General features: G+C 63.4%; 19 protein-coding genes. 14 read left to right on the forward strand and 5 right to left on the reverse strand.

Going from position 1 to position 18239, the window contains the following annotated elements; genetic code table 11:
- Positions 1-95: 95 nt before the first annotated feature.
- Positions 96-560, reverse strand: a complete 465-nt coding sequence (locus EN846_RS21690; protein WP_127312045.1) for a PaaI family thioesterase — start codon at positions 558-560, stop codon at positions 96-98.
- A gap of 185 nt (positions 561-745) precedes the next feature.
- Here EN846_RS21690 and EN846_RS21695 point away from each other — a divergent pair, with 185 nt between their 5' ends.
- The 6 genes from EN846_RS21695 to EN846_RS21720 all read left to right on the forward strand — a co-directional run bounded on the left by EN846_RS21695 (position 746) and on the right by EN846_RS21720 (position 5115).
- A complete protein-coding gene (locus EN846_RS21695; RefSeq protein ID WP_127393936.1) occupies positions 746-1567 on the forward strand; it encodes an enoyl-CoA hydratase in 822 nt (273 codons plus the stop codon).
- Between the two features lie 25 nt (positions 1568-1592).
- Positions 1593-2015 carry a VOC family protein gene (locus EN846_RS21700; RefSeq protein WP_127393937.1) on the forward strand — a complete coding sequence of 141 codons (423 nt, stop codon included), beginning with the start codon at positions 1593-1595 and terminating at the stop codon, positions 2013-2015.
- An 8-nt stretch (positions 2016-2023) separates the two neighbouring features.
- Positions 2024-2806 carry an AAA family ATPase gene (locus EN846_RS21705; protein WP_127393938.1) on the forward strand — a complete coding sequence of 261 codons (783 nt, stop codon included), beginning with the start codon at positions 2024-2026 and terminating at the stop codon, positions 2804-2806.
- Positions 2803-3324 (forward strand): CoA-binding protein, encoded by a 522-nt coding sequence (locus EN846_RS21710; RefSeq protein WP_127282126.1) that lies wholly within the window; start codon positions 2803-2805, stop codon positions 3322-3324. Before EN846_RS21705 ends, EN846_RS21710 begins: the two co-directional genes overlap by 4 nt.
- A gap of 160 nt (positions 3325-3484) precedes the next feature.
- Positions 3485-4765 (forward strand): O-acetylhomoserine aminocarboxypropyltransferase, encoded by a 1281-nt coding sequence (locus EN846_RS21715; protein WP_126054901.1) that lies wholly within the window; start codon positions 3485-3487, stop codon positions 4763-4765.
- Positions 4765-5115 (forward strand): cupin domain-containing protein, encoded by a 351-nt coding sequence (locus EN846_RS21720; protein ID WP_127310820.1) that lies wholly within the window; start codon positions 4765-4767, stop codon positions 5113-5115. The genes EN846_RS21715 and EN846_RS21720 overlap by 1 nt, the downstream gene beginning before the upstream one ends.
- Before the next feature lie 453 nt (positions 5116-5568).
- Here EN846_RS21720 and EN846_RS21725 read toward each other — a convergent pair whose 3' ends face one another.
- Both EN846_RS21725 and EN846_RS21730 read right to left on the reverse strand, forming a co-directional pair.
- Positions 5569-6276, reverse strand: coding sequence for a transporter substrate-binding domain-containing protein (locus EN846_RS21725; RefSeq protein WP_127310821.1), 708 nt, complete (start codon positions 6274-6276; stop codon positions 5569-5571).
- 25 nt (positions 6277-6301) lie between these two features.
- Positions 6302-7555, reverse strand: coding sequence for a cytochrome P450 (locus tag EN846_RS21730; protein ID WP_128346890.1), 1254 nt, complete (start codon positions 7553-7555; stop codon positions 6302-6304).
- Positions 7556-7659: 104 nt separating this feature from the next.
- Between EN846_RS21730 and EN846_RS21735 the strand changes: the two genes are divergently transcribed.
- Positions 7660-8763 (forward strand): FAD-dependent oxidoreductase, encoded by a 1104-nt coding sequence (locus EN846_RS21735; protein WP_135859289.1) that lies wholly within the window; start codon positions 7660-7662, stop codon positions 8761-8763.
- Here the strand turns inward: EN846_RS21735 and EN846_RS21740 are convergent.
- Positions 8760-9353 carry a hypothetical protein gene (locus tag EN846_RS21740; RefSeq protein ID WP_127393425.1) on the reverse strand — a complete coding sequence of 198 codons (594 nt, stop codon included), beginning with the start codon at positions 9351-9353 and terminating at the stop codon, positions 8760-8762. The genes EN846_RS21735 and EN846_RS21740 overlap by 4 nt on opposite strands.
- A 336-nt stretch (positions 9354-9689) precedes the next feature.
- On the opposite strand from EN846_RS21740, the gene EN846_RS21745 reads away from it, so the two are divergent.
- The 4 genes from EN846_RS21745 (at position 9690) to EN846_RS21760 (ending at position 15042) form a co-directional block, all read left to right on the forward strand.
- Positions 9690-10319, forward strand: a complete 630-nt coding sequence (locus EN846_RS21745) for an ATP-dependent Clp protease proteolytic subunit (RefSeq protein ID WP_127282119.1) — start codon at positions 9690-9692, stop codon at positions 10317-10319.
- Positions 10320-10611: 292 nt separating this feature from the next.
- Positions 10612-11886 carry an ATP-dependent Clp protease ATP-binding subunit ClpX gene (clpX, locus tag EN846_RS21750; RefSeq protein ID WP_127393424.1) on the forward strand — a complete coding sequence of 425 codons (1275 nt, stop codon included), beginning with the start codon at positions 10612-10614 and terminating at the stop codon, positions 11884-11886.
- Positions 11887-12161: 275 nt separating this feature from the next.
- Entirely contained in the window at positions 12162-14573 is a 2412-nt protein-coding gene (gene lon / locus EN846_RS21755) for an endopeptidase La (protein ID WP_127282117.1), read from the forward strand.
- A gap of 196 nt (positions 14574-14769) precedes the next feature.
- Positions 14770-15042, forward strand: a complete 273-nt coding sequence (locus tag EN846_RS21760) for an HU family DNA-binding protein (RefSeq protein ID WP_006201846.1) — start codon at positions 14770-14772, stop codon at positions 15040-15042.
- A 71-nt stretch (positions 15043-15113) separates the two neighbouring features.
- On the opposite strand, the gene EN846_RS21765 is transcribed toward EN846_RS21760, so the two are convergent.
- Entirely contained in the window at positions 15114-16136 is a 1023-nt protein-coding gene (locus tag EN846_RS21765) for an aldo/keto reductase (protein WP_127394175.1), read from the reverse strand.
- A 188-nt stretch (positions 16137-16324) separates the two neighbouring features.
- On the opposite strand from EN846_RS21765, the gene EN846_RS21770 reads away from it, so the two are divergent.
- The 3 genes from EN846_RS21770 (at position 16325) to EN846_RS21780 (ending at position 18236) form a co-directional block, all read left to right on the forward strand.
- The gene (locus EN846_RS21770; protein WP_128346714.1) at positions 16325-16891 is read left to right on the forward strand and encodes an SIS domain-containing protein; all 567 of its coding nucleotides are present in this window, start codon (positions 16325-16327) and stop codon (positions 16889-16891) included.
- A 5-nt stretch (positions 16892-16896) separates the two neighbouring features.
- Positions 16897-17640: a creatininase family protein gene (locus tag EN846_RS21775; RefSeq protein ID WP_127393709.1), complete on the forward strand. Its 744-nt coding sequence runs from the start codon at positions 16897-16899 to the stop codon at positions 17638-17640.
- A gap of 104 nt (positions 17641-17744) precedes the next feature.
- The gene (locus EN846_RS21780; RefSeq protein ID WP_135913954.1) at positions 17745-18236 is read left to right on the forward strand and encodes a hypothetical protein; all 492 of its coding nucleotides are present in this window, start codon (positions 17745-17747) and stop codon (positions 18234-18236) included.
- Positions 18237-18239 lie beyond the last annotated feature (3 nt).

The raw sequence follows: 18239 nt of genomic DNA on the forward strand, positions 1-18239 counted from the left end.
AGGGCTTATAGGCGAGGGCAATCAGCGCGTCAAGGCGACCGAAATCTCTCTTTGCGTGGAAAACATAGCAAAAACAATGAATTGAGTAAAAGGTATTATTTTACCACATCATTCGGACGTTTCGGCGGGATCGAATAGGTGCCCGTGGCATGCGCCACCGTGTGTCCGTCCGGCCCGGCGACGATGTCGATGTCGAACACCATCAGGCTTTTTCCCAGCTTCAGGATGCGGCAATGGCCGTCGATCGGACCGGCCTTGGCCTTGCGCACGAAGTTGATGTTGAGGTTGGTGGTGACCGACAGCGCATCCGGCCCGGCATGCGATAGCACGCAGACATAGCCGCCGATGTCGGCCAACGTGAACAGGGAAGGACCGGACACCGTGCCGCCCGGACGCAGATGCCGCTCGTCGGCATTGAGCCGCACGATGCAGCCGCCGGGAAACACCTCCAGCGCCTGATAGAAGGAAAACTGGTCGTTGAGCTGCGGATAGACGCTTTCCATCAACCGATTGACGTCAGCCGCGGTCAACACCGGCTTCAGATTGCTTTGAGCGGGCATCGGCGATTTCCTATGTGCGGGACGGGCAGGGCACCCAAGGCGAGGGCGCCTGGACCAAATGTTGCGGCCGAGAAAACACGGCTAGCGGCTTTTCTTCAATCGGCAGCGTGCTAGTTCTTTTGTTCCATGGTCTGTGAAGTGCGCCACAGCAGGCCGAGAAGGATTGGGCGGAGAGGTTTGAAAACATGGCTGAAGTCGTCGCCATCAAGCCGGCAATCGCCGAGGGGCCTGTTGTCGCCAGCCTGGACAAAGGCACTCTTCGCCTGACGCTCGCCAGCCCGCCGGCCAATGCCTTGTCGCTGGCGGTGATGGCGGCGCTGATGGCCGAACTCGATCGCGCGAAATCCGACAAATCCGTGCGCGTCATCATCCTCGCGGCGTCCGGTAAGGTGTTCTGCGCCGGCCACGATCTCAAGGAACTGAGCGCCCATCGCAGCGATGCCGATCGCGGCCGGGCCTTCTTCGAGAAGACCTTTGCCGCTTGCGCCGAGTTGATGCAGGCGATCGTGCGCCACCCCAGGCCGGTCATCGCCGAGGTCGACGGCCTCGCCACCGCCGCCGGGCTGCAATTGGTCGCGAGCTGCGATCTTGCGATTGCCTCGCACGAGGCGACCTTCTGCACACCGGGCGTCAACATCGGCCTGTTCTGCTCGACGCCGATGGTGGCGCTGTCGCGCAATGTCTCGCGCAAGCAGGCCATGGAAATGCTACTGACTGGCGAGACGATCGACGCGGCCACCGCCAAAGAATTCGGCCTCATCAACCGCATCGTGCCGCGCGAATACCTGAATCAGGTTGTCAGTAAATACGCGCAAACCATTGCTTCGAAATCATCTTTGGTGGTCAAGACCGGCAAGGAGGCGTTCTACGCTCAGGCCGAGATGGGACTGGCCGACGCCTATGTGTACACCGGCCGGGTGATGGTCGAGAACATGTTGGCGCGCGACGCGGAGGAAGGCATCGGAGCTTTCGTCGGCAAGCGCAAGCCGGAATGGAAGGACGAGTAGGGCGCCCGGAAAGAGGAAGGTCCGAATGGAACCGCGTATCTCCATCATCACCGTCGCCACCGACGATCTCGATCGCGCGACGCGCTTCTACGAGGGCATGGGACTGACCCGCCATCCGGGGATCACCGAGGGCGTCGCCTTCTTCCAGATGGGTGGAGCCATTCTCGGCCTGTTCCCGCGCGAAAGCGCCGAGGAGGATTCCGGCGTCAGCTTTGCAAAAGCGCCGTCGGCCGTCTATCTCGCCTACAACACCCGCTCCGACGCCGAAGTCGACCAAGTCCTCGCCATGGCCGAGAAGGCCGGCGGCAAGATCGTCAAGCCGGCCGGCCGCGCCTTCTGGGGCGGCTGGTACGGCTATTTCGCCGATGCCGACGGCCATGTCTGGGAAGTCGCGCACAATCCGGCCTTTCCGATCGCGGAAGACGGCTCGATCTCGCTGCCGGGCTGACGCTGCCCGTGGCGCCTCGCAAGCAACTGACGCGCCTGAAGGCGCCTTATCTCAAGCGCATCCTGCTCGAGCCAGCGGGCGTCGAGGACTGGGAACAATATCCCTGGAACCTGCCGATCTTCGCCAGCCGCGCGTTCGAGTTCGAATTCACCACGCCGATCACCATTATCGTCGGCGAGAACGGCACCGGCAAATCGACGCTGCTCGAAGCCATCGGCGCGCTTGCCGGTTACGACGAGGCCGGCGGCGGCAAGGGCTACAGGCCGGTCGACCATTCCATCGCCATCGACAAAAGCGGCACCGCGCTTGCCCAGACGCTCCGTGCCCATTGGCTGCCGAAGGTCACCGCCGGCTGGTTCTTCCGAGCAGAATCCTTCTATTCGGTGGCGCGCTACCTTGATCGGGCGGCACTCGAAGACCCGTTCAAACCGCCGCCGCCCGATTTCCTCTCGTGGTCGCACGGCGAAGGTTTCATCCGCTTCTTCGAGGAGCGCTGTCGTCGGCAAGGCATCTACATCCTGGACGAGCCGGAAAGCGCGCTGTCGCCGACACGCCAGATCGAACTGCTCAAGCTGCTGAGGCGAATGGACCTGTCCGGCACCGCGCAGGTGATCATGGCGACGCACTCGCCGCTGCTGATGGCCTGTCCCGGCGCGCGCCTGTTCCGCATCAGCCGCTTCGGGCTCGACCTGGTCGATTTTCGCGACACCGACCACTTTCGCATGATGCGCGATTTCTGCGGCGATCCGGATGGTTTTCTCGCCGAAGCGCTGTATGAGGACGAGGCATGAACCACGACAGCTACGACAACACCTATATCGCCGGCATCCTCAACTCGGTGAAGACCGTCGCCATGGTCGGCGCGTCGCCCAACGACGTTCGGCCGAGCTTTTTCGTGCTGAAGTACCTGCTGGCCAAGGGGTTCTCGGTGTTTCCGATCAATCCTGGTCATGCCGGCAAGGAGATTCTAGGCCGTACCGTCTACGCAAGCCTCGCCGACGTGCCGCAGCCGGTCGACATGGTCGACATCTTTCGTGGCTCAGTCGCGGTGCCGGGTATCCTCGATCAGATTCTGCGGCTCGATCCCTTGCCGAAAGTGGTCTGGATGCAGCTTGGCGTGCGCAATGACGAGGCGGCCGCCCGCGCCGAGGCTGCCGGCATGAAGGTGGTGATGAACCGCTGCCCGAAGATCGAATACGGCAAGCTGTCCGGCGAGATCGGCTGGACCGGCGTCAATTCCGGCGTGCTGTCGTCGAAGAAGCCGCTGATGCGGCAGGGCTTCCAGAGCTTCGGCGTAAGGCAAAAATAGCCCGGCTGCCGCGGCGCAAAATTATTCCGGGAAGAATTGGATTTTCTCGGGCGCTCGTCGCAGATCGCACGCCGAAAGGTATTTTCTTCTTTGCATTCCGGGGTGGCCTTCGCCAAGAATGCCCCACGATTTCTTGCGCAGGTTCCTGAGGGAGTTTTCGATGACGCGTACGCCCGGTTTCAACACGCTTGCCATTCACGCCGGCGCCAAGCCCGATCCGGCGACGGGCGCCCGGGCGACCCCGATCTACCAGACCACCTCCTATGTTTTCGATGACGCCGACCATGCCGCCTCGCTGTTCGGCTTGAAGGCCTTCGGCAACATCTACACCCGCATCATGAACCCCACCCAGGCCGTGCTCGAGGAGCGCGTCGCGGCGCTCGAGGGCGGCACCGCGGCGCTGGCGGTCGCGTCCGGCCACGCCGCGCAGATACTGGTGTTTCACAATCTGATGCAGCCGGGCGACAATTTCGTCGCCGCGACAAGGCTTTACGGCGGCTCGATCAACCAGTTCGGCCACGCCTTCAAGAATTATGGCTGGGAGGTTCGCTGGGCTGACACCAACGATGTCTCGACCTTCGAAAGCCAGATCGACGACAGGACCAAGGCGATCTTCATCGAGAGCCTTGCCAATCCGGGCGGCATCTTCGTCGACATCGAGAAGATCGGCGACATCGCCCGCAAGCACGGCCTGCCGCTGATCGTCGACAACACGCTGGCCTCGCCCTACCTGGTGCGGCCGATCGAGCACGGCGCCGACATCGTCGTCCATTCGCTGACCAAGTTCATCGGCGGCCACGGCAATTCGATCGGCGGCGCCATCGTCGACGGCGGCACCTTCGACTGGTCGAAGTCGGGCAAATACCCGATGCTGTCGGAACCGCGCCCCGAATATGGCGGCATCGTGCTGCACGAGACCTTCGGCAATTTCGCCTTTGCGATTGCCGCGCGCGTCCTCGGTCTGCGCGACATCGGCCCGGCGATCTCGCCCTTCAACGCCTTCCTGATCCTGACCGGACTGGAAACGCTGCCGCTCAGGATGCAGCGCCATTGCGACAACGCGGCGAGCGTCGCCGGCTGGCTATCGAACCATCCCAAGGTCGCGTGGGTGAGCTATCCCAGCCTGCCCGGCGACAAGAACAACGCCCTGCAGAAGAAGTATTCGCCGCAGGGCGCCGGCGCGGTGTTCACCTTCGGTCTCAAGGGCGGCTACGCCGCGGGCGTCAAATTCGTCGAGGCGCTGGAGCTGTTCTCGCATCTTGCCAATGTCGGCGATACCAAGTCGCTGGTCATCCACCCGGCCTCGACCACGCATCGCCAGCTTTCCGACGAGCAGAAGATCAAGGCCGGCGCCGGGCCGGACACGGTCCGCCTTTCGGTCGGCATCGAGGACGTCAACGATATCGTCGCCGACCTCGAACAGGCGCTGGACAAGGTCTGATGGCGGCGCCGAACTTTCTCTCCGTCGATGTCGCAAGCGCCGAGCCGGAGGCCGGCGCGCCTGCTCCGGACCGGCTGATTTCGGGCGATCCGAAGTTCCGCACCTGGAATGTCGAGGAGCGGGACGGCGGCCTTTATGCCGGCATCTGGGAATCGACGCCCGGCAAGTGGCGCATCGTCTATGACGAGTGGGAGTTTTGCCACATCCTGTCCGGCGTCTCGGTGATCTCCGAGGACGGCGGCGAGGCGCGCACCGTCAAAGCCGGCGACAGTTTCGTGCTGCGGCCGGGCTTCAAGGGCAGCTGGGAAGTGCTTGAAACGACGCGCAAGGAGTATGTAATCAAGCTTTAATGATCTCCAAGAACAGTAGCAGGGAGAACTAGCGCCTATTGGGGATTACCATGCACTCAGGTATCGATATATACAAAATAGTGATCGTCATTGCCTGCGTGCTCGCGAACGTGTGGCTTTTAAATTTTTGTATATATGTTGTATTGCCGGCCGTTAGGGCAGGAATCTACCCGGCGCGTGGTAGGGTTTACTTGCGAGAAATGCACCCAAAGAGATTTTGGCTGGCGGTAGTATTCTTTCCGGCAGCGACCATCGTCATGTTGGCCTCCACGATCCTGTTCGTTCTTAGCATCTCTGGGAACATGTAAGGCGCCAAGTGGAATTCTGTAGGCTGCGCCTACCTGGCCAATTCGCCGGGAATTCGCGCAGGTCCTCTGAGATCCAGGGTGCAACCGGAATGCCTGAAACGACCCTTAAGGACTATGTGATCAAGCTCTGACCCCTCCAGCCGGATCAGAGCAGGCGGTCGACATCGCCCTCGGAAAATCCGTACTCGCGCATCATCTGCCGGTGCCAGGAGCCGCCGAGCAACTCGTCCAGGCAGGTATCGATGCGCTGGCGCAGGGGCGCATTGCCTTTGGCGAGCGCGAAGGCGCCGGCCGCCGGCCGCTTTTCCTCGGCCGGAACATCGATGACGGCGAGCGGCGCGTCAGGCCGTCCGGCCAGGTAGCCGCGATGCGCCATGGCGACGCTGGCATAGGCATGCACCACGCCGGCAGCGACGGCCTCGGCTGCTTCGGCCTGGGTGCCGAAGATCCTGATCCGCTCGGCCGGAACGCCGTTGCGCAGCGCCGTCTGGTGCTGGATCTGGCCCGATACAACGCCAAGGATGGCCGACGGATCGCGGCCGAGTGCCCGGTAGCCACCCAGTCCAAGCGGGTTGCCCTCGGCGACCAGCAGTCCGTCCGGCAGCATCCAGATCGGCCGGGTGAAATCGACCCGCTTCTTGCGCTCGTCCGAGATGAACAGCCCCGTGGTCATGTCCCAACGGTTCGCGGCCAATCCGGGCAGCAATCCCGCGAACTCTGCCTCGATGGCCGAAAACCCGTCCAGCCCCAATGTCTCGCAAACCTTCTCGGCGAGCACGGCGTCGCAGCCGCGCAAGGCGCCCGATGCGTCGGTGAAGCAGAAGGGCGGTTCCTGCAGGAAGGCGAATCTCATTGTCCCGATATCCGTTCGTCGCCTGTCAGAAGGCCACCGCGAGCCGTTCCAGCCCATGGAAATGATAGCTGTCGCGGAAGCGCGGCTCTTCGGCGAGGTGGAGCTTTGGCCGCCGATCGAACAGCGTCTTCAGCGAGACCTGCAGTTCGAGCCTGGCCAGCGGCGCCCCGATGCAGAAATGGATGCCGGCGCCGAAGGAGACGTTCTTCTGGTCGGCGCGGCCTGGATTGAAGGCCTGCGGCGCGGCGAAGGCTAAGGGGTCGCGGTTGGCCATGCCGAGCAGCAGCGCGATCTTGTCGCCGCGCTTGAGCACGATGTCGGGCTGGACCTCGATTTCCTCATAGGCATAGCGCAGGAACATATGCAGCGGCGCGTCGAAGCGCAGGCATTCCTCGACCGTGGCCGCGGTCGCCTCCGGCGTGGTGAAGAAACGGCTGGGGTCGCCGCCCTGCGCCAGGATCGAGCGCACCGCGTTGCCGGTCTGGTGCACGGTCGCTTCGTGGCCGGCATTGAGCAGCAGAATGGCTGATGACACCAGCTCGTCCTCGGACAGTCTCTGGCCATCTTCTTGCGCTGCGATCAGCAGCGACAGCAGGTCGTCGCCCGGCTGCTTGCGCCGCTCGGTGACGTAGCCGCGCAGGAAATCGGAAAAGTCGCGCGCGGCGCGGTTCGCGGTCTCCTCGGTCTCGCGCGTGCGGCCATGCATGTACATGGCGACGATCTGGTGCGACCAGTCGAGCAGCTGCGGCGCCATCGCCACCGGCACGCCGAGCATTTCGGCGATGATGGTGATCGGCAGCGGCGAGGCGAAGGCGGGCAAGAGGTCGACGCCGTTGGGCTCGAAGCGGTCGATCAGCTCGTTGGCCAGCGCTTCGACGCGCGGCCGCAGCCGTTCGACCTGGCGCGAGACGAATGCGCGGTTGACCAGGGTCCGCAGCCTGGTGTGCACCGGCGGCTCCAGTTCCAGCATCGAATTGGCCTCGATGCCGTCGAAGGCGGCGAGATGCGAACGGTCCTGGCCGACGCCGCGGCTGTCGGGTATGCCGGCCGGGTTCTGGCGGCCGAAGCGGCGGTCGCGCAGCAGCCGGTTGACGTCGTCGAAGCCGCCAAAGCACCAGAAGCCGTAGTCCTCCCAGAAGAAGGCGTTCGCGGCGCCATGCAGGAAGGCATAGGCCTCGTACGGGTTCAGGAAGAAGGCCGGCTCGTGCGCGTCGAGCCGCAGGCGACGGCCGGCGGGATCGAAGGCAAGGTAGGCGGGTGGCGGCATCAAATCGGTCATGCTGGATCATTAGCGCGCCTTGCCAGCCCGGTGCCAGACCGTATCTTGGCGCCCGGCAACCCAATGAATTGAGCCAGCGAGATGGCTGCGGAAGGACGGTTTCGATGAATGTGATCGTGGTCGGCGCCGGCATTGCCGGGCTTTCGACGGCGTGGTCGCTGGTCAAGGCCGGGCACAGCGTTTCCATCGTCGAGCAGGGGCCGATTCCCAATCCGCTGGCCGCGTCGGGCGACCATCACCGCATCATCCGTCGCGCCTACCGCGCCGGCACCGGCTATGGCAGGCTGATCACGGAGGCGTATGACGCCTGGGACGAGATGTGGGCCGATCTCGGCGAGAACCATCTCGATGCCAGGGGTTTCCTCTGCATCTCGCGCGAGCCCGGCGACGAGGCCGAGGAATACCGCGAAGGCCTGGAGGAGGGGAACTTTCCCTTCGAGTTGCTCGACCCCGCCGCCGCGGTCGAGCGCTGGCCGTTCCTGGAGCCGGACTCATTCCGCTACGCCTATTTTTCGACCGAGGGTGGCGCTCTGCATTGCCGCAGGATCGCCTCCGGCCTCGCTGCATGGCTGCGCGCCAACGGCGCAAATGTCTACGAACACAGCAAGGTGGTCGAGGTCGATGCCGAGGCCGGTCGGATCACGCTCGCCGGCGGCGAGACGATGCAGGCCGACCGCATCGTAGTCGCTGCCGGCGCGTGGGTGCTGAAGCTGCTCCCGGAGCTCGGCGGTGAATTGAAGACCTATCGCACCGCGCTTGCCTATGTCGAACCGCCAGCCGATCTTAGGGTGGCCTGGGAAACGGCGCCCGTCATCCTCGACGTCGGCGGCGTCACCGACGGCTACATGATCCCGCTGACGCGCGGCGCCGGCATGAAATTCGGTTCGGGCCTGCACAAGGTGCCGACCAGCGACGCCGATTGGAACCGGGCGCCGGTGCCGGGCGAGGGTGAGGTGATCCGCAACCTGTTCTCGCCGCCGATCGCCCGCATCGCTGAATACAGGGTGACCGAGGTCGTCACCTGCGCCTACACCTTCACCGCCGACGAGAAGTTCCTGGCGCACGAAAGGGGCAAATGCCTGGTCGTCTCGGCCTGCTCCGGTCATGGCTACAAGTTCGGCGCGGCGGTCGGCAGGCGTGTCGCCAAAGCCGTTGGCGACGGTGATGTCGGCGGCCTCAAGAAGTGGCTGCGGGCAGAGGTGGCCTAATCCCGGCAATGGCGCTCGATATGCACGCGCCGCCAGTGCGTGGAGCCTTCCCTGACCAGCATCCGGCGCGCCACCTTCTGGTACGAGGGCGCAATCTCGGTGATGCGCCGCCGTTCCGGCCGCACCAGCACCTCCCGGGCGACGCTTTCATATTCCGCCGGGAGCACCACGCGCCTGAGACGCTCGGGCTCGACCACCGCAGTTTCGGCGACCCGCGCATAGCGGGCCTTGCGCCACACTTTGCACAGCACCTTGCGGCCGTGGATGATGCGCCATTCCCAGGCATAGCCGCCGTCGTCCACCTTGACCGTGTGGTAGACGGTGCGGGTGACGGCCGGCACCACCTCGTAAGTGACGCGGGCTGGCGCGATCTGCTCGACGCTCGCGCGCGTGCCGTAGATCGGCGCATCGTAGTCGACGAACTGGCCGCCGGGGCTGACCATCACGTCCTCGTAGACGGTATCGTAGAGCGCCGGCCTGCGGATCGGCTCGTAGCATTCGAGCGCGCGGCCGCCGGCGGCCGTTTCCGATATCGTGGCAAGGATGGCGAGGCCCGCCACGGCCAGGGATGCAGGGCTTTTGCGGATCATGACATTCCCCCATGGAAAAGAACGCCAGTTCAACGCGGAAGTTGTACCGGAAGCTCCGTTCCCCAAAAAGCGGTTTTGCAGCTTTTCGTTAAGGGGCGCGGTTAAGAAAGTGCTACCGTTTCAAAGCGCCCCGGGAGACACTGGGTCGAAAGACGCTTCGCCCGCGCCTTTCGTCGGTTGGTAGCGCTTGATTCGGCTTAACCAGATGGCTAGGAGGGGCGGCCTTGCGTTAGGGTGAGCCGGCATCCTATTTACATCCTAACGATCCAGAACCGATTCTGCCCGATTGCTCATACTCCCCGGCGCCGGAATCCCATCTTCAAAAAGGGATAGTCCATGAAGAACCCCGTCGAAACCTACATGAACCTCGTTCCGATGGTGGTCGAACAGACCAATCGCGGCGAGCGGGCCTACGACATTTTCTCGCGCCTGCTGAAAGAGCGCATCATCTTCATCACCGGTCCGGTCGAGGACGGCATGGCGACGCTGGTTTGTGCACAGCTTTTGTTCCTCGAGGCCGAGAACCCGAAGAAGGAAATCAACCTCTACATCAATTCGCCGGGCGGCGTCGTCACGTCGGGAATGGCGATCTACGACACCATGCAGTTCATCAAGCCGGCGGTGTCGACGCTCTGCATCGGCCAGGCCGCCTCGATGGGCTCGTTGCTGCTTTGCGCCGGCCACAAGGACATGCGCTTCGCCACGCCGAACGCCCGCATCATGGTCCACCAGCCGTCCGGCGGCTTCCAGGGTCAGGCCTCGGACATCGAACGTCATGCGCAGGACATCATCAAGCTGAAGCGCCGCCTCAACGAGGTCTACGTCAAGCACACCGGCAAGAGCTATGACGAGATCGAAAAGACGCTCGACCGCGACCATTTCATGACCGCCGACGAGGCCAAGGACTTTGGTCTGATCGACAAGGTCATTTCGTCCCGCGAGGCCGCCGAAGTCGTCGCCGCCTAGGCGCCGATTGGCAGCGGGTGGCGGGAAAACGCGCTTTTGGCGCGGCTTGCGGCATTTCGGCCACAATTGGCTGTTCCCTCGACGGGTGGGATTGCCTACGTTAAGGCTATGTTGATTTTCGACGGCTTAGCTTTGTGTGGGGTTGCTGCGAATCGTTGCCGCGTCTTCTGATTTGTGTTTCGTACGGAATACGCTGTGTGAGCTGGGACACTGGCGGTGGCGCATTCTCGCGGTAGATTGATAAGACGCCTTGGCCAGACCATCGGCGGGCGGGCGGTGAAAGGACAGGAAAATGCCTGCGAACAATACCGGCGGCGGTGATTCAAAGAACACCCTCTACTGCTCGTTTTGCGGCAAAAGCCAGCACGAGGTGCGCAAGCTGATTGCCGGCCCGACGGTCTTCATCTGCGATGAATGCGTCGAGCTCTGCATGGACATCATCCGCGAGGAGAACAAGACCTCGATGGTGAAGTCGCGCGAGGGCGTGCCGACCCCGCAGGAGATCCTCAAGGTCCTCGACGACTATGTCATCGGCCAGCCCTACGCCAAGCGCGTGCTGTCGGTGGCCGTCCACAACCACTACAAGCGCCTCGCGCACGCCGGCAAGAACAACGACGTCGAACTGGCCAAGTCGAACATCCTGCTCATCGGCCCGACCGGTTGCGGCAAGACGCTGCTGGCGCAGACGCTGGCCCGCATCATCGACGTGCCCTTCACCATGGCCGATGCCACGACGTTGACCGAGGCCGGTTATGTCGGCGAGGACGTCGAGAACATCATCCTCAAGCTGTTGCAGTCGGCCGACTACAATGTCGAGCGCGCCCAGCGCGGCATCGTCTACATCGACGAGATCGACAAGATTTCGCGCAAGTCCGACAACCCCTCGATCACCCGCGACGTGTCGGGCGAGGGCGTGCAGCAGGCGCTCCTGAAGATCATGGAAGGCACGGTCGCCTCGGTGCCGCCGCAGGGCGGCAGGAAGCACCCGCAGCAGGAGTTCCTGCAGGTCGACACCGCCAACATCCTGTTCATCTGCGGCGGCGCCTTCGCCGGGCTGGACAAGATCATCTCGGATCGCGGCCGCAAGACCTCGATCGGCTTCGGCGCCACGGTCGCTTCGCCCGAGGATCGCCGCACCGGTGACATCTTCCGCCAGGTCGAGCCCGAGGATCTGCTGAAGTTCGGCCTGATCCCCGAATTCGTCGGCCGTCTGCCGGTGCTGGCGACGTTGGAAGACCTCGACGAGCCGGCGCTGATCCAGATCCTGACCGAGCCGAAGAACGCGCTGGTCAAGCAGTACCAGCGGCTGTTCGAGATGGAGAATGTCGATCTGACCTTCCACGAGAACGCGCTGTCGGCGATCGCCAAGCGCGCCATCGAGCGCAAGACCGGCGCGCGCGGCCTGCGTTCGATCATGGAAGCAATCCTGCTCGACACCATGTTCGAACTGCCGGCGCTGGAAGGCGTGCGCGAGGTGGTGATTTCGGAAGAGGTGGTCTCCGGCAACGCCCGGCCGCTCTACATCTATTCCGAGCAGAAGGAAAAGAAGGGCAACGTCAGCGCCTGACATGGCACCTGGCCCATAGTTTTTGTGGAACGGCGCCCGACGGGCGCCGTTTTGCTGTGAAACGGTGTGCCGCCTGACCGATGGAGTAGGATGAACGGACCGTGTTTGCCCTTGATCTTTGCCGCTTACACATCCAACTAACAGCAGAAGGCCGAGGTGCCGAATTCTGTGCTGTAAAACTCCCGTCACAAACGGTGGTAGGCGGAACGATCCTCGGTCGTTAATATGAGATTCGCGGTTGGCCGACTGGCGGCCGCGACATGAAAGGTTGGACAATGGCCAAAACATCCAGGGCTCCCGGCGACGGCGTCTTCGCGGTCCTCCCGCTGCGCGACATCGTTGTGTTTCCGCACATGATCGTTCCGCTCTTTGTCGGGCGCGAAAAGTCGATCAAGGCGCTGGAAGAGGTGATGGGTCAGGAAAAGCAGATCCTGCTTGCGACCCAGATGAACGCAGCCGACGACGATCCCGAGCCCGATGCCATCTTCGATATCGGCACGCTCGCCAACGTGCTGCAATTGCTGAAGCTTCCCGACGGCACCGTGAAGGTGCTGGTCGAAGGCGCCTCGCGCGCCAAGATCGTCTCGTTCACCGACCGTCCCGATTTCCACGAGGCCCGTGCTTCGGCGCTGGTCGAGCCGGAGGAGGAAGAGGTCGAGATCGAGGCTCTGGCCCGCTCGGTCGTCACCGACTTCGAGAATTACGTCAAGCTGAACAAGAAGATCTCGCCCGAAGTGGTGGGTGCCGCCAGCCAGATCGACGACTATTCCAAGCTCGCCGACACGGTTGCCTCGCACCTTGCCATCAAGATCCCCGAGAAGCAGGAGATGCTGGCCACGCTTTCCGTCAAGGAACGGCTGGAAAAGGCGATGGGCTTCATGGAAGCCGAGATCTCCGTGCTCCAGGTGGAGAAGCGCATCCGCTCGCGCGTCAAGCGCCAGATGGAGAAGACGCAGCGCGAGTACTACCTCAACGAGCAGATGAAGGCGATCCAGAAGGAGCTCGGCGAAGGCGAGGACGGTCGCGACGAGGCCGCCGAGATCGAGGCGCGCATCAAGAAGACCAAGCTCTCCAAGGAGGCCCGCGAGAAGGCGGAAGCCGAGTTGAAGAAGCTCAGGACGATGTCGCCGATGTCGGCTGAATCGACCGTCGTGCGCAACTATCTGGACTGGATCCTGTCGATCCCGTGGGGCAAGAACTCCAAGGTCAGGCACGACCTGGCCTTTGCCCAGAACGTGCTCGACACCGACCATTTCGGCCTCGACAAGGTCAAGGACCGCATCGTCGAGTATCTCGCCGTGCAGAGCCGCCAGAAGAAGATCAAGGGGCCGATCCTGTGCCTCGTCGGTCCTCCCGGCGTCGGCAAGACCTCGCTCGGCAAGTCGATCGCCAAGGCGACCGGCCGCGAGTTCATCCGCATGGCGCTTGGCGGCGTGCGCGACGAGGCCGAGATCCGCGGCCACCGGCGCACCTATATCGGCTCGATGCCCGGCAAGGTCATCCAGTCGATGAAGAAGGCCAAGAAGTCCAACCCGCTCTTCCTGCTCGACGAGATCGACAAGATGGGCCAGGACTTCCGTGGCGACCCGTCATCGGCCCTGCTCGAGGTGCTCGATCCCGAGCAGAACTCGACGTTCATGGATCATTACCTCGAGGTCGAATACGACCTGTCGAGCGTGATGTTCGTGACGACGGCGAACACGCTGAACATCCCTGCGCCGTTGATGGACCGCATGGAGATCATCCGTATCGCCGGCTACACCGAGGACGAGAAGATCGAGATCGCCAAGCGGCACCTGATGCCGAAGGTGATCCGCGATCACGCGCTGCAGCCGAAGGAGTTCTCCGTTGGCGAGGACGCGATCCGCGGCATCATCCAGACCTACACCCGCGAGGCGGGCGTGCGCAGCCTGGAGCGCGAGCTGATGAAGCTCGGGCGCAAGGCGGTGACCGAGATCCTGAAGACGAAGAAGAAGTCGGTCACCATCACCGCCGACAATCTCGCCGACTATCTCGGTGTGCCGCGCTACCGCTTCGGCCAGGTCGAGGCTGACGATCAGGTCGGTGTCGTCACCGGGCTTGCCTGGACGGAAGTCGGCGGCGAACTGCTGACGGTCGAAGGCGTCATGATGCCCGGCAAGGGCCGCATGACGGTGACCGGCAACCTGCGCGACGTGATGAAGGAATCGATCTCGGCGGCGGCCTCCTATGTCCGCTCGCGCGCTCTCGATTTCGGCATCGAGCCGCCGCTGTTCGACAAGCGTGACATCCACGTCCACGTGCCGGAGGGGGCAACCCCGAAGGACGGCCCGTCGGCCGGCGTGGCAATGGCGACCGCCATCATCTCGGTGCTGACCGGTATTCCGATCAAGGCCGATGTGGCGATGACCGGCGAAATCACGCTGCGCGGCAGGGTGCTGCCGATCGGCGGTCTCAAGGAGAAGCTGCTGGCCGCGCTGCGCGGCGGCATCAAGAAGGTGCTGATCCCGGAAGACAACGCCAAGGACCTGGCGGAGATCCCGGACAACGTGAAGAACGGCATGGAGATCATTCCGGTCTCGCGGGTCGGCGAAGTGCTGCGTCACGCGCTGGTGCGGATGCCGGAGGCGATCGAGTGGGTCGAGCCGGTCAACGCCCCGGCCGCGGCCGACAGCGGCGACGATGCCGGAAAGTCGCTTGCGCATTAGATTTGGCTAAAGTTGCAGCGCACAAAACGAAAGCCGGGCCTCGCGCCCGGCTTTTTAATGTGAAAAACCCCGGAATTCCGGGCTTTTTTCGGATTTTTTCCGCTTTTTCGACTTGGTTGCAGGAACGCTTCTTTCTAAAGTCCGTTTCCTGCCGGATGAGTCGAAAGTTCCGGTTTTCTCATGGAAGGGAATTTTGATGAACAAGAACGAACTGGTGTCCGCTGTCGCCGATGCCGCGAGCATTTCGAAGGGTGACGCGCAGTCAGCCGTCGATGCGGTGTTTTCCGTGATCACTGGCGAACTGAAGAAGGGCGGCGATGTCCGGCTTGTCGGCTTCGGAAATTTCACCGTGTCAAAACGCGCTGCTTCGACCGGCCGCAACCCGCAGACCGGCGCCGAGGTGAAGATTCCGGCGCGCACCGTGCCGAAATTCTCGGCCGGCAAGGGCCTCAAGGACGCGGTCAACTAAGACCTTTTTCTTTAAAGATCAGAAAAGCCGGGCTTGCCCGGCTTTTCTTTTGCCACCGCCAGCACGGCAGATCAGCCCGTCGGCGCGTCCGCGCGCAGCAGCCCTTCCTGCTTCAGATCGCTCCAGAGAGCTTCGGGCAGCTTGACGTCGAGCAACGCGCGGTTGCTTTCGACCTCGCCCGGCCGCTGGCCGCCGGGGATCACCGACACGACAGACGGATGCTGCAGCGGGAACTGCAACGCCGCCTCGATGAGGCGCACGCCGTGGCGCTTGCAAACCGCCTCGATGCGCGCCACTCGATCGAGCACGTCCTTCGGCGCCTCCGAATAGTTGTAGAAGGCTCCCGGCTTCGGCCCCGTGGCCAGGATGCCGGAATTGTAGGGGCCGCCGAGCACGATGCCGATGCCGCGCTTCTGGCAGAGCGGCAGGAAGGACTGCAAAGCCTCCTGCTCCAGCAGCGTGTAGCGTCCTGCCAGCAGGAAAAGGTCGAAATCGCCGCGCTCGGCCAATGTCTGGCACACCTGCCATTCATTGATGCCGCCGCCTAAGGCCCTGATCGCGCCCTGGTCGCGCAGCGAAAGCAGACCATAATAGCCGGAGGTCATGAACTCCTCGATGCGCCGGTCGGAGGCCTCCTTGCTGCCGTGGGTGAAGATGTCGACGTCGTGGACGAACAGGATGTCGATGCGGTCGACGCCGAGGCGCTCCAGCGAAGCCTCGAAGGATCGCATGACGCCGTCATAGCTGTAGTCGTAGACCTCCCGGCGCGACGGCGTGTCGAAGAACTTGCCGATGCCGGTGCGCTCAGCCGGCGGACAGGCGCGCATCAGGCGCCCGACCTTGCTCGACAGCACATAATCGTCGCGCTTCTTGCCGCGCAGGAACGGGTTGAGCCGGGTTTCCGAGAGGCCGAGACCGTAAAGCGGCGCTGTGTCGAAGTAGCGGCAGCCGGTGTTCCAGGCCGCTTCCAGCGTGGCATGGGCGTCCTCGTCGGAGACGGCGCGATAGAGGTTGCCGAGCGGCGCCGTGCCGAAGCCGAGTTCGGTGAAGTCGATGCCGCCATTGCCGATGCGGTCGAAATGCCGTGTCTTCATGTCGTGGAGTTTTCCTGGGGCTGATTTGTCTGACATGACACTATCACGCCCGTGGTACAGCAAAAGCGCCGACGGCCGTTGGACAGGCATTTTCGCGGTGATAGCATGAACAAAAACAAGCCTTTCCCGGGAAGGCGTGACCAGAAGCTTCCACCTTTTCAACCCCTGGGCAAACTGGTGAAGCCATCATGACCAAGGCCGGTACGGATCTGTTCGCGAGCGCGCTGGAGGAACTCGGCGGCGTGCTGGCCAAGGTGGACGGGGCCGGCATCGACGCCGCCTGCGAAGTGCTCGTCGGGGCCGGCAGGATCGCCGTCTATGGCTGCGGCCGCGAGGCGCTGCAGGTCAAGGGTTTCGCCATGCGGCTTTACCATCTCGGCCTGCCGGTGTCGGTGGTCGGCGACATGACCACGCCGCCGCTGGGCAAGGGCGACGTCTTCCTGGTCAGTTCCGGGCCGGGCGAGACCACGACGGTGCTGACCCTGATACGGGTTGCGCGGGATGCGGGCGCAAAGGTCCTGCTCGTCACCGCCGAAAGCGGAAGCAGCGCGGCCAGGCTCGCCGATTTCACCTTGCTGATCCCGGCGCAGACCATGGCCAGCGACCAGGGCGCGGCAAAGACCTCCGTCTTGCCGATGGGCTCGCTGTTCGAGGGCGCGCTGTTCCTGCTGTTCGAAGTGATGGTGCTGAAGCTCAAGGCCCTGACCGGCGCCTCGCCGGAGGCGATGCGCGCCCGCCACACCAATATGGAGTAGGGGCGATGCGTTACGAATTGATGCTGCCGCACCAGATCCGCAAGGCGATCGCCGAAAACTGGCCGGTCGTCCTGCCGCTGGGCGTGCTCGAGTATCATGGCGAGCACATGGCCGTCGGCATGGACACGCTGGCCGTCGTCAAGACACTGGAATTGTTCGAGAAGGAGGCCGACATCGTTATTCTGCCAGCCTTCTACTATGGCGCCGCGAGCTATGCGGTGGCGCCGCCGGAAGGCGGCGGCTCGGTGCAGGTCGGCGGCAATCAGCTGGCGCCGTTCGCCGAGGGGCTGTTCTTCAGCCTGCTGCGCATCGGCTTTCGCAACATCCACGCCATCATCCACCACCAGACCGAGAATTTCACCGCCGGCATGCCGACCGACCTCGCTTTCAAGGCCGCCGGCCGACAGGCGATCTTCCGCTTCCTGGAAAAGCAGCGCGGCGAGGGCTGGTGGGGTTCCGAAACAATGGCCGACTACTATGCAGGCCATGCCAAGGGCGAGAACTTCTTCAATTGGGTTCAGGTGCATCCGCTGATGTCGGCCGCCATGAACGGCCAGTACCCGTTCGACCATGCCGGCATCGGCGAAACCTCGCTGATGCTGGCGCTGTGCCCCGAAGCGGTCGACGCCGGCCGCTTCGCCGATAATACAAGCTGGTACACGGCGAGCGCGTCGGAAGCTTCGGCAGAGCTGGGCAGGAAGGGCGTCGCCATGATCCTTGAGCATCTGCGTGCCCTCCTGTCGGCCTGACGCGGCGAGCAGCGTCTGGCCACGCCCGACAGAAACGCGCCTTCCGGATCGTTACGCCTATTTTCATCATCCGCCGCCATGATCGCCGGGCTAAGGGGGCCGGAATGGACGAGATCGGCAGCGATGGACGGTTGCGGCACGACGTTCCGATGCACGTCGCCAAGCGCCTGTTCCTTGGCCTTGCCGGTCTGTTTTGCATCATCGTCCCTACTTGGGAGCTCTATCGCGGCGTCTGGCCACCGAACTTTGCCAGCCCCTTTTTCCTGTTCATCATCCTCGGCGCCTATGCGGTCGGCATCCCGCTTGCGCTCGCCGCGCTCTTCAGTCCAGCGGTGCGCTGGATCGTCAGCTCCGGTCGCATCGATATCGTGACGCGCAATCCGTTCTTCCTGCGCCGCTATCGTCTCGGCCCTGACGACATTGCCGATTTCGGTCTGCGCACGATCGAATGGGACAGCGGCGGCCCGACCTTCTCGGTGGTCCTGACGACGCTGAAGGGCGAGCGTTTTGAGACGCGCGATTTCGGCGCCGCCGCAACCGCCGAGATGTTTCGCGACCGGATAAGCTCCGCCTTCCTGGGGCAACCAGCGGGCTGAAGC

It is taken from the genome of Mesorhizobium sp. M4B.F.Ca.ET.203.01.1.1, assembly GCF_004791025.1.
Taxonomy (GTDB): Bacteria; Pseudomonadota; Alphaproteobacteria; order Rhizobiales; family Rhizobiaceae; genus Mesorhizobium; species Mesorhizobium abyssinicae.

Excerpts from the sequence above, each read along its gene's own strand:
- EN846_RS21690 (WP_127312045.1), bottom strand. The coding sequence starts at position 560 with ATGCCCGCTCAAAGCAATCTGAAGCCGGTGTTGACCGCGGCTGACGTC.
- EN846_RS21695 (WP_127393936.1), top strand. The coding sequence starts at position 746 with ATGGCTGAAGTCGTCGCCATCAAGCCGGCAATCGCCGAGGGGCCTGTT.
- EN846_RS21700 (WP_127393937.1), top strand. The coding sequence starts at position 1,593 with ATGGAACCGCGTATCTCCATCATCACCGTCGCCACCGACGATCTCGAT.
- EN846_RS21710 (WP_127282126.1), top strand. The coding sequence starts at position 2,803 with ATGAACCACGACAGCTACGACAACACCTATATCGCCGGCATCCTCAAC.
- EN846_RS21715 (WP_126054901.1), top strand. The coding sequence starts at position 3,485 with ATGACGCGTACGCCCGGTTTCAACACGCTTGCCATTCACGCCGGCGCC.
- EN846_RS21720 (WP_127310820.1), top strand. The coding sequence starts at position 4,765 with ATGGCGGCGCCGAACTTTCTCTCCGTCGATGTCGCAAGCGCCGAGCCG.
- EN846_RS21725 (WP_127310821.1), bottom strand. The coding sequence starts at position 6,276 with ATGAGATTCGCCTTCCTGCAGGAACCGCCCTTCTGCTTCACCGACGCA.
- EN846_RS21730 (WP_128346890.1), bottom strand. The coding sequence starts at position 7,555 with ATGACCGATTTGATGCCGCCACCCGCCTACCTTGCCTTCGATCCCGCC.
- EN846_RS21735 (WP_135859289.1), top strand. The coding sequence starts at position 7,660 with ATGAATGTGATCGTGGTCGGCGCCGGCATTGCCGGGCTTTCGACGGCG.
- EN846_RS21740 (WP_127393425.1), bottom strand. The coding sequence starts at position 9,353 with ATGATCCGCAAAAGCCCTGCATCCCTGGCCGTGGCGGGCCTCGCCATC.
- EN846_RS21745 (WP_127282119.1), top strand. The coding sequence starts at position 9,690 with ATGAAGAACCCCGTCGAAACCTACATGAACCTCGTTCCGATGGTGGTC.
- clpX (WP_127393424.1), top strand. The coding sequence starts at position 10,612 with ATGCCTGCGAACAATACCGGCGGCGGTGATTCAAAGAACACCCTCTAC.
- lon (WP_127282117.1), top strand. The coding sequence starts at position 12,162 with ATGGCCAAAACATCCAGGGCTCCCGGCGACGGCGTCTTCGCGGTCCTC.
- EN846_RS21760 (WP_006201846.1), top strand. The coding sequence starts at position 14,770 with ATGAACAAGAACGAACTGGTGTCCGCTGTCGCCGATGCCGCGAGCATT.
- EN846_RS21765 (WP_127394175.1), bottom strand. The coding sequence starts at position 16,136 with ATGAAGACACGGCATTTCGACCGCATCGGCAATGGCGGCATCGACTTC.
- EN846_RS21770 (WP_128346714.1), top strand. The coding sequence starts at position 16,325 with ATGACCAAGGCCGGTACGGATCTGTTCGCGAGCGCGCTGGAGGAACTC.
- EN846_RS21775 (WP_127393709.1), top strand. The coding sequence starts at position 16,897 with ATGCGTTACGAATTGATGCTGCCGCACCAGATCCGCAAGGCGATCGCC.
- EN846_RS21780 (WP_135913954.1), top strand. The coding sequence starts at position 17,745 with ATGGACGAGATCGGCAGCGATGGACGGTTGCGGCACGACGTTCCGATG.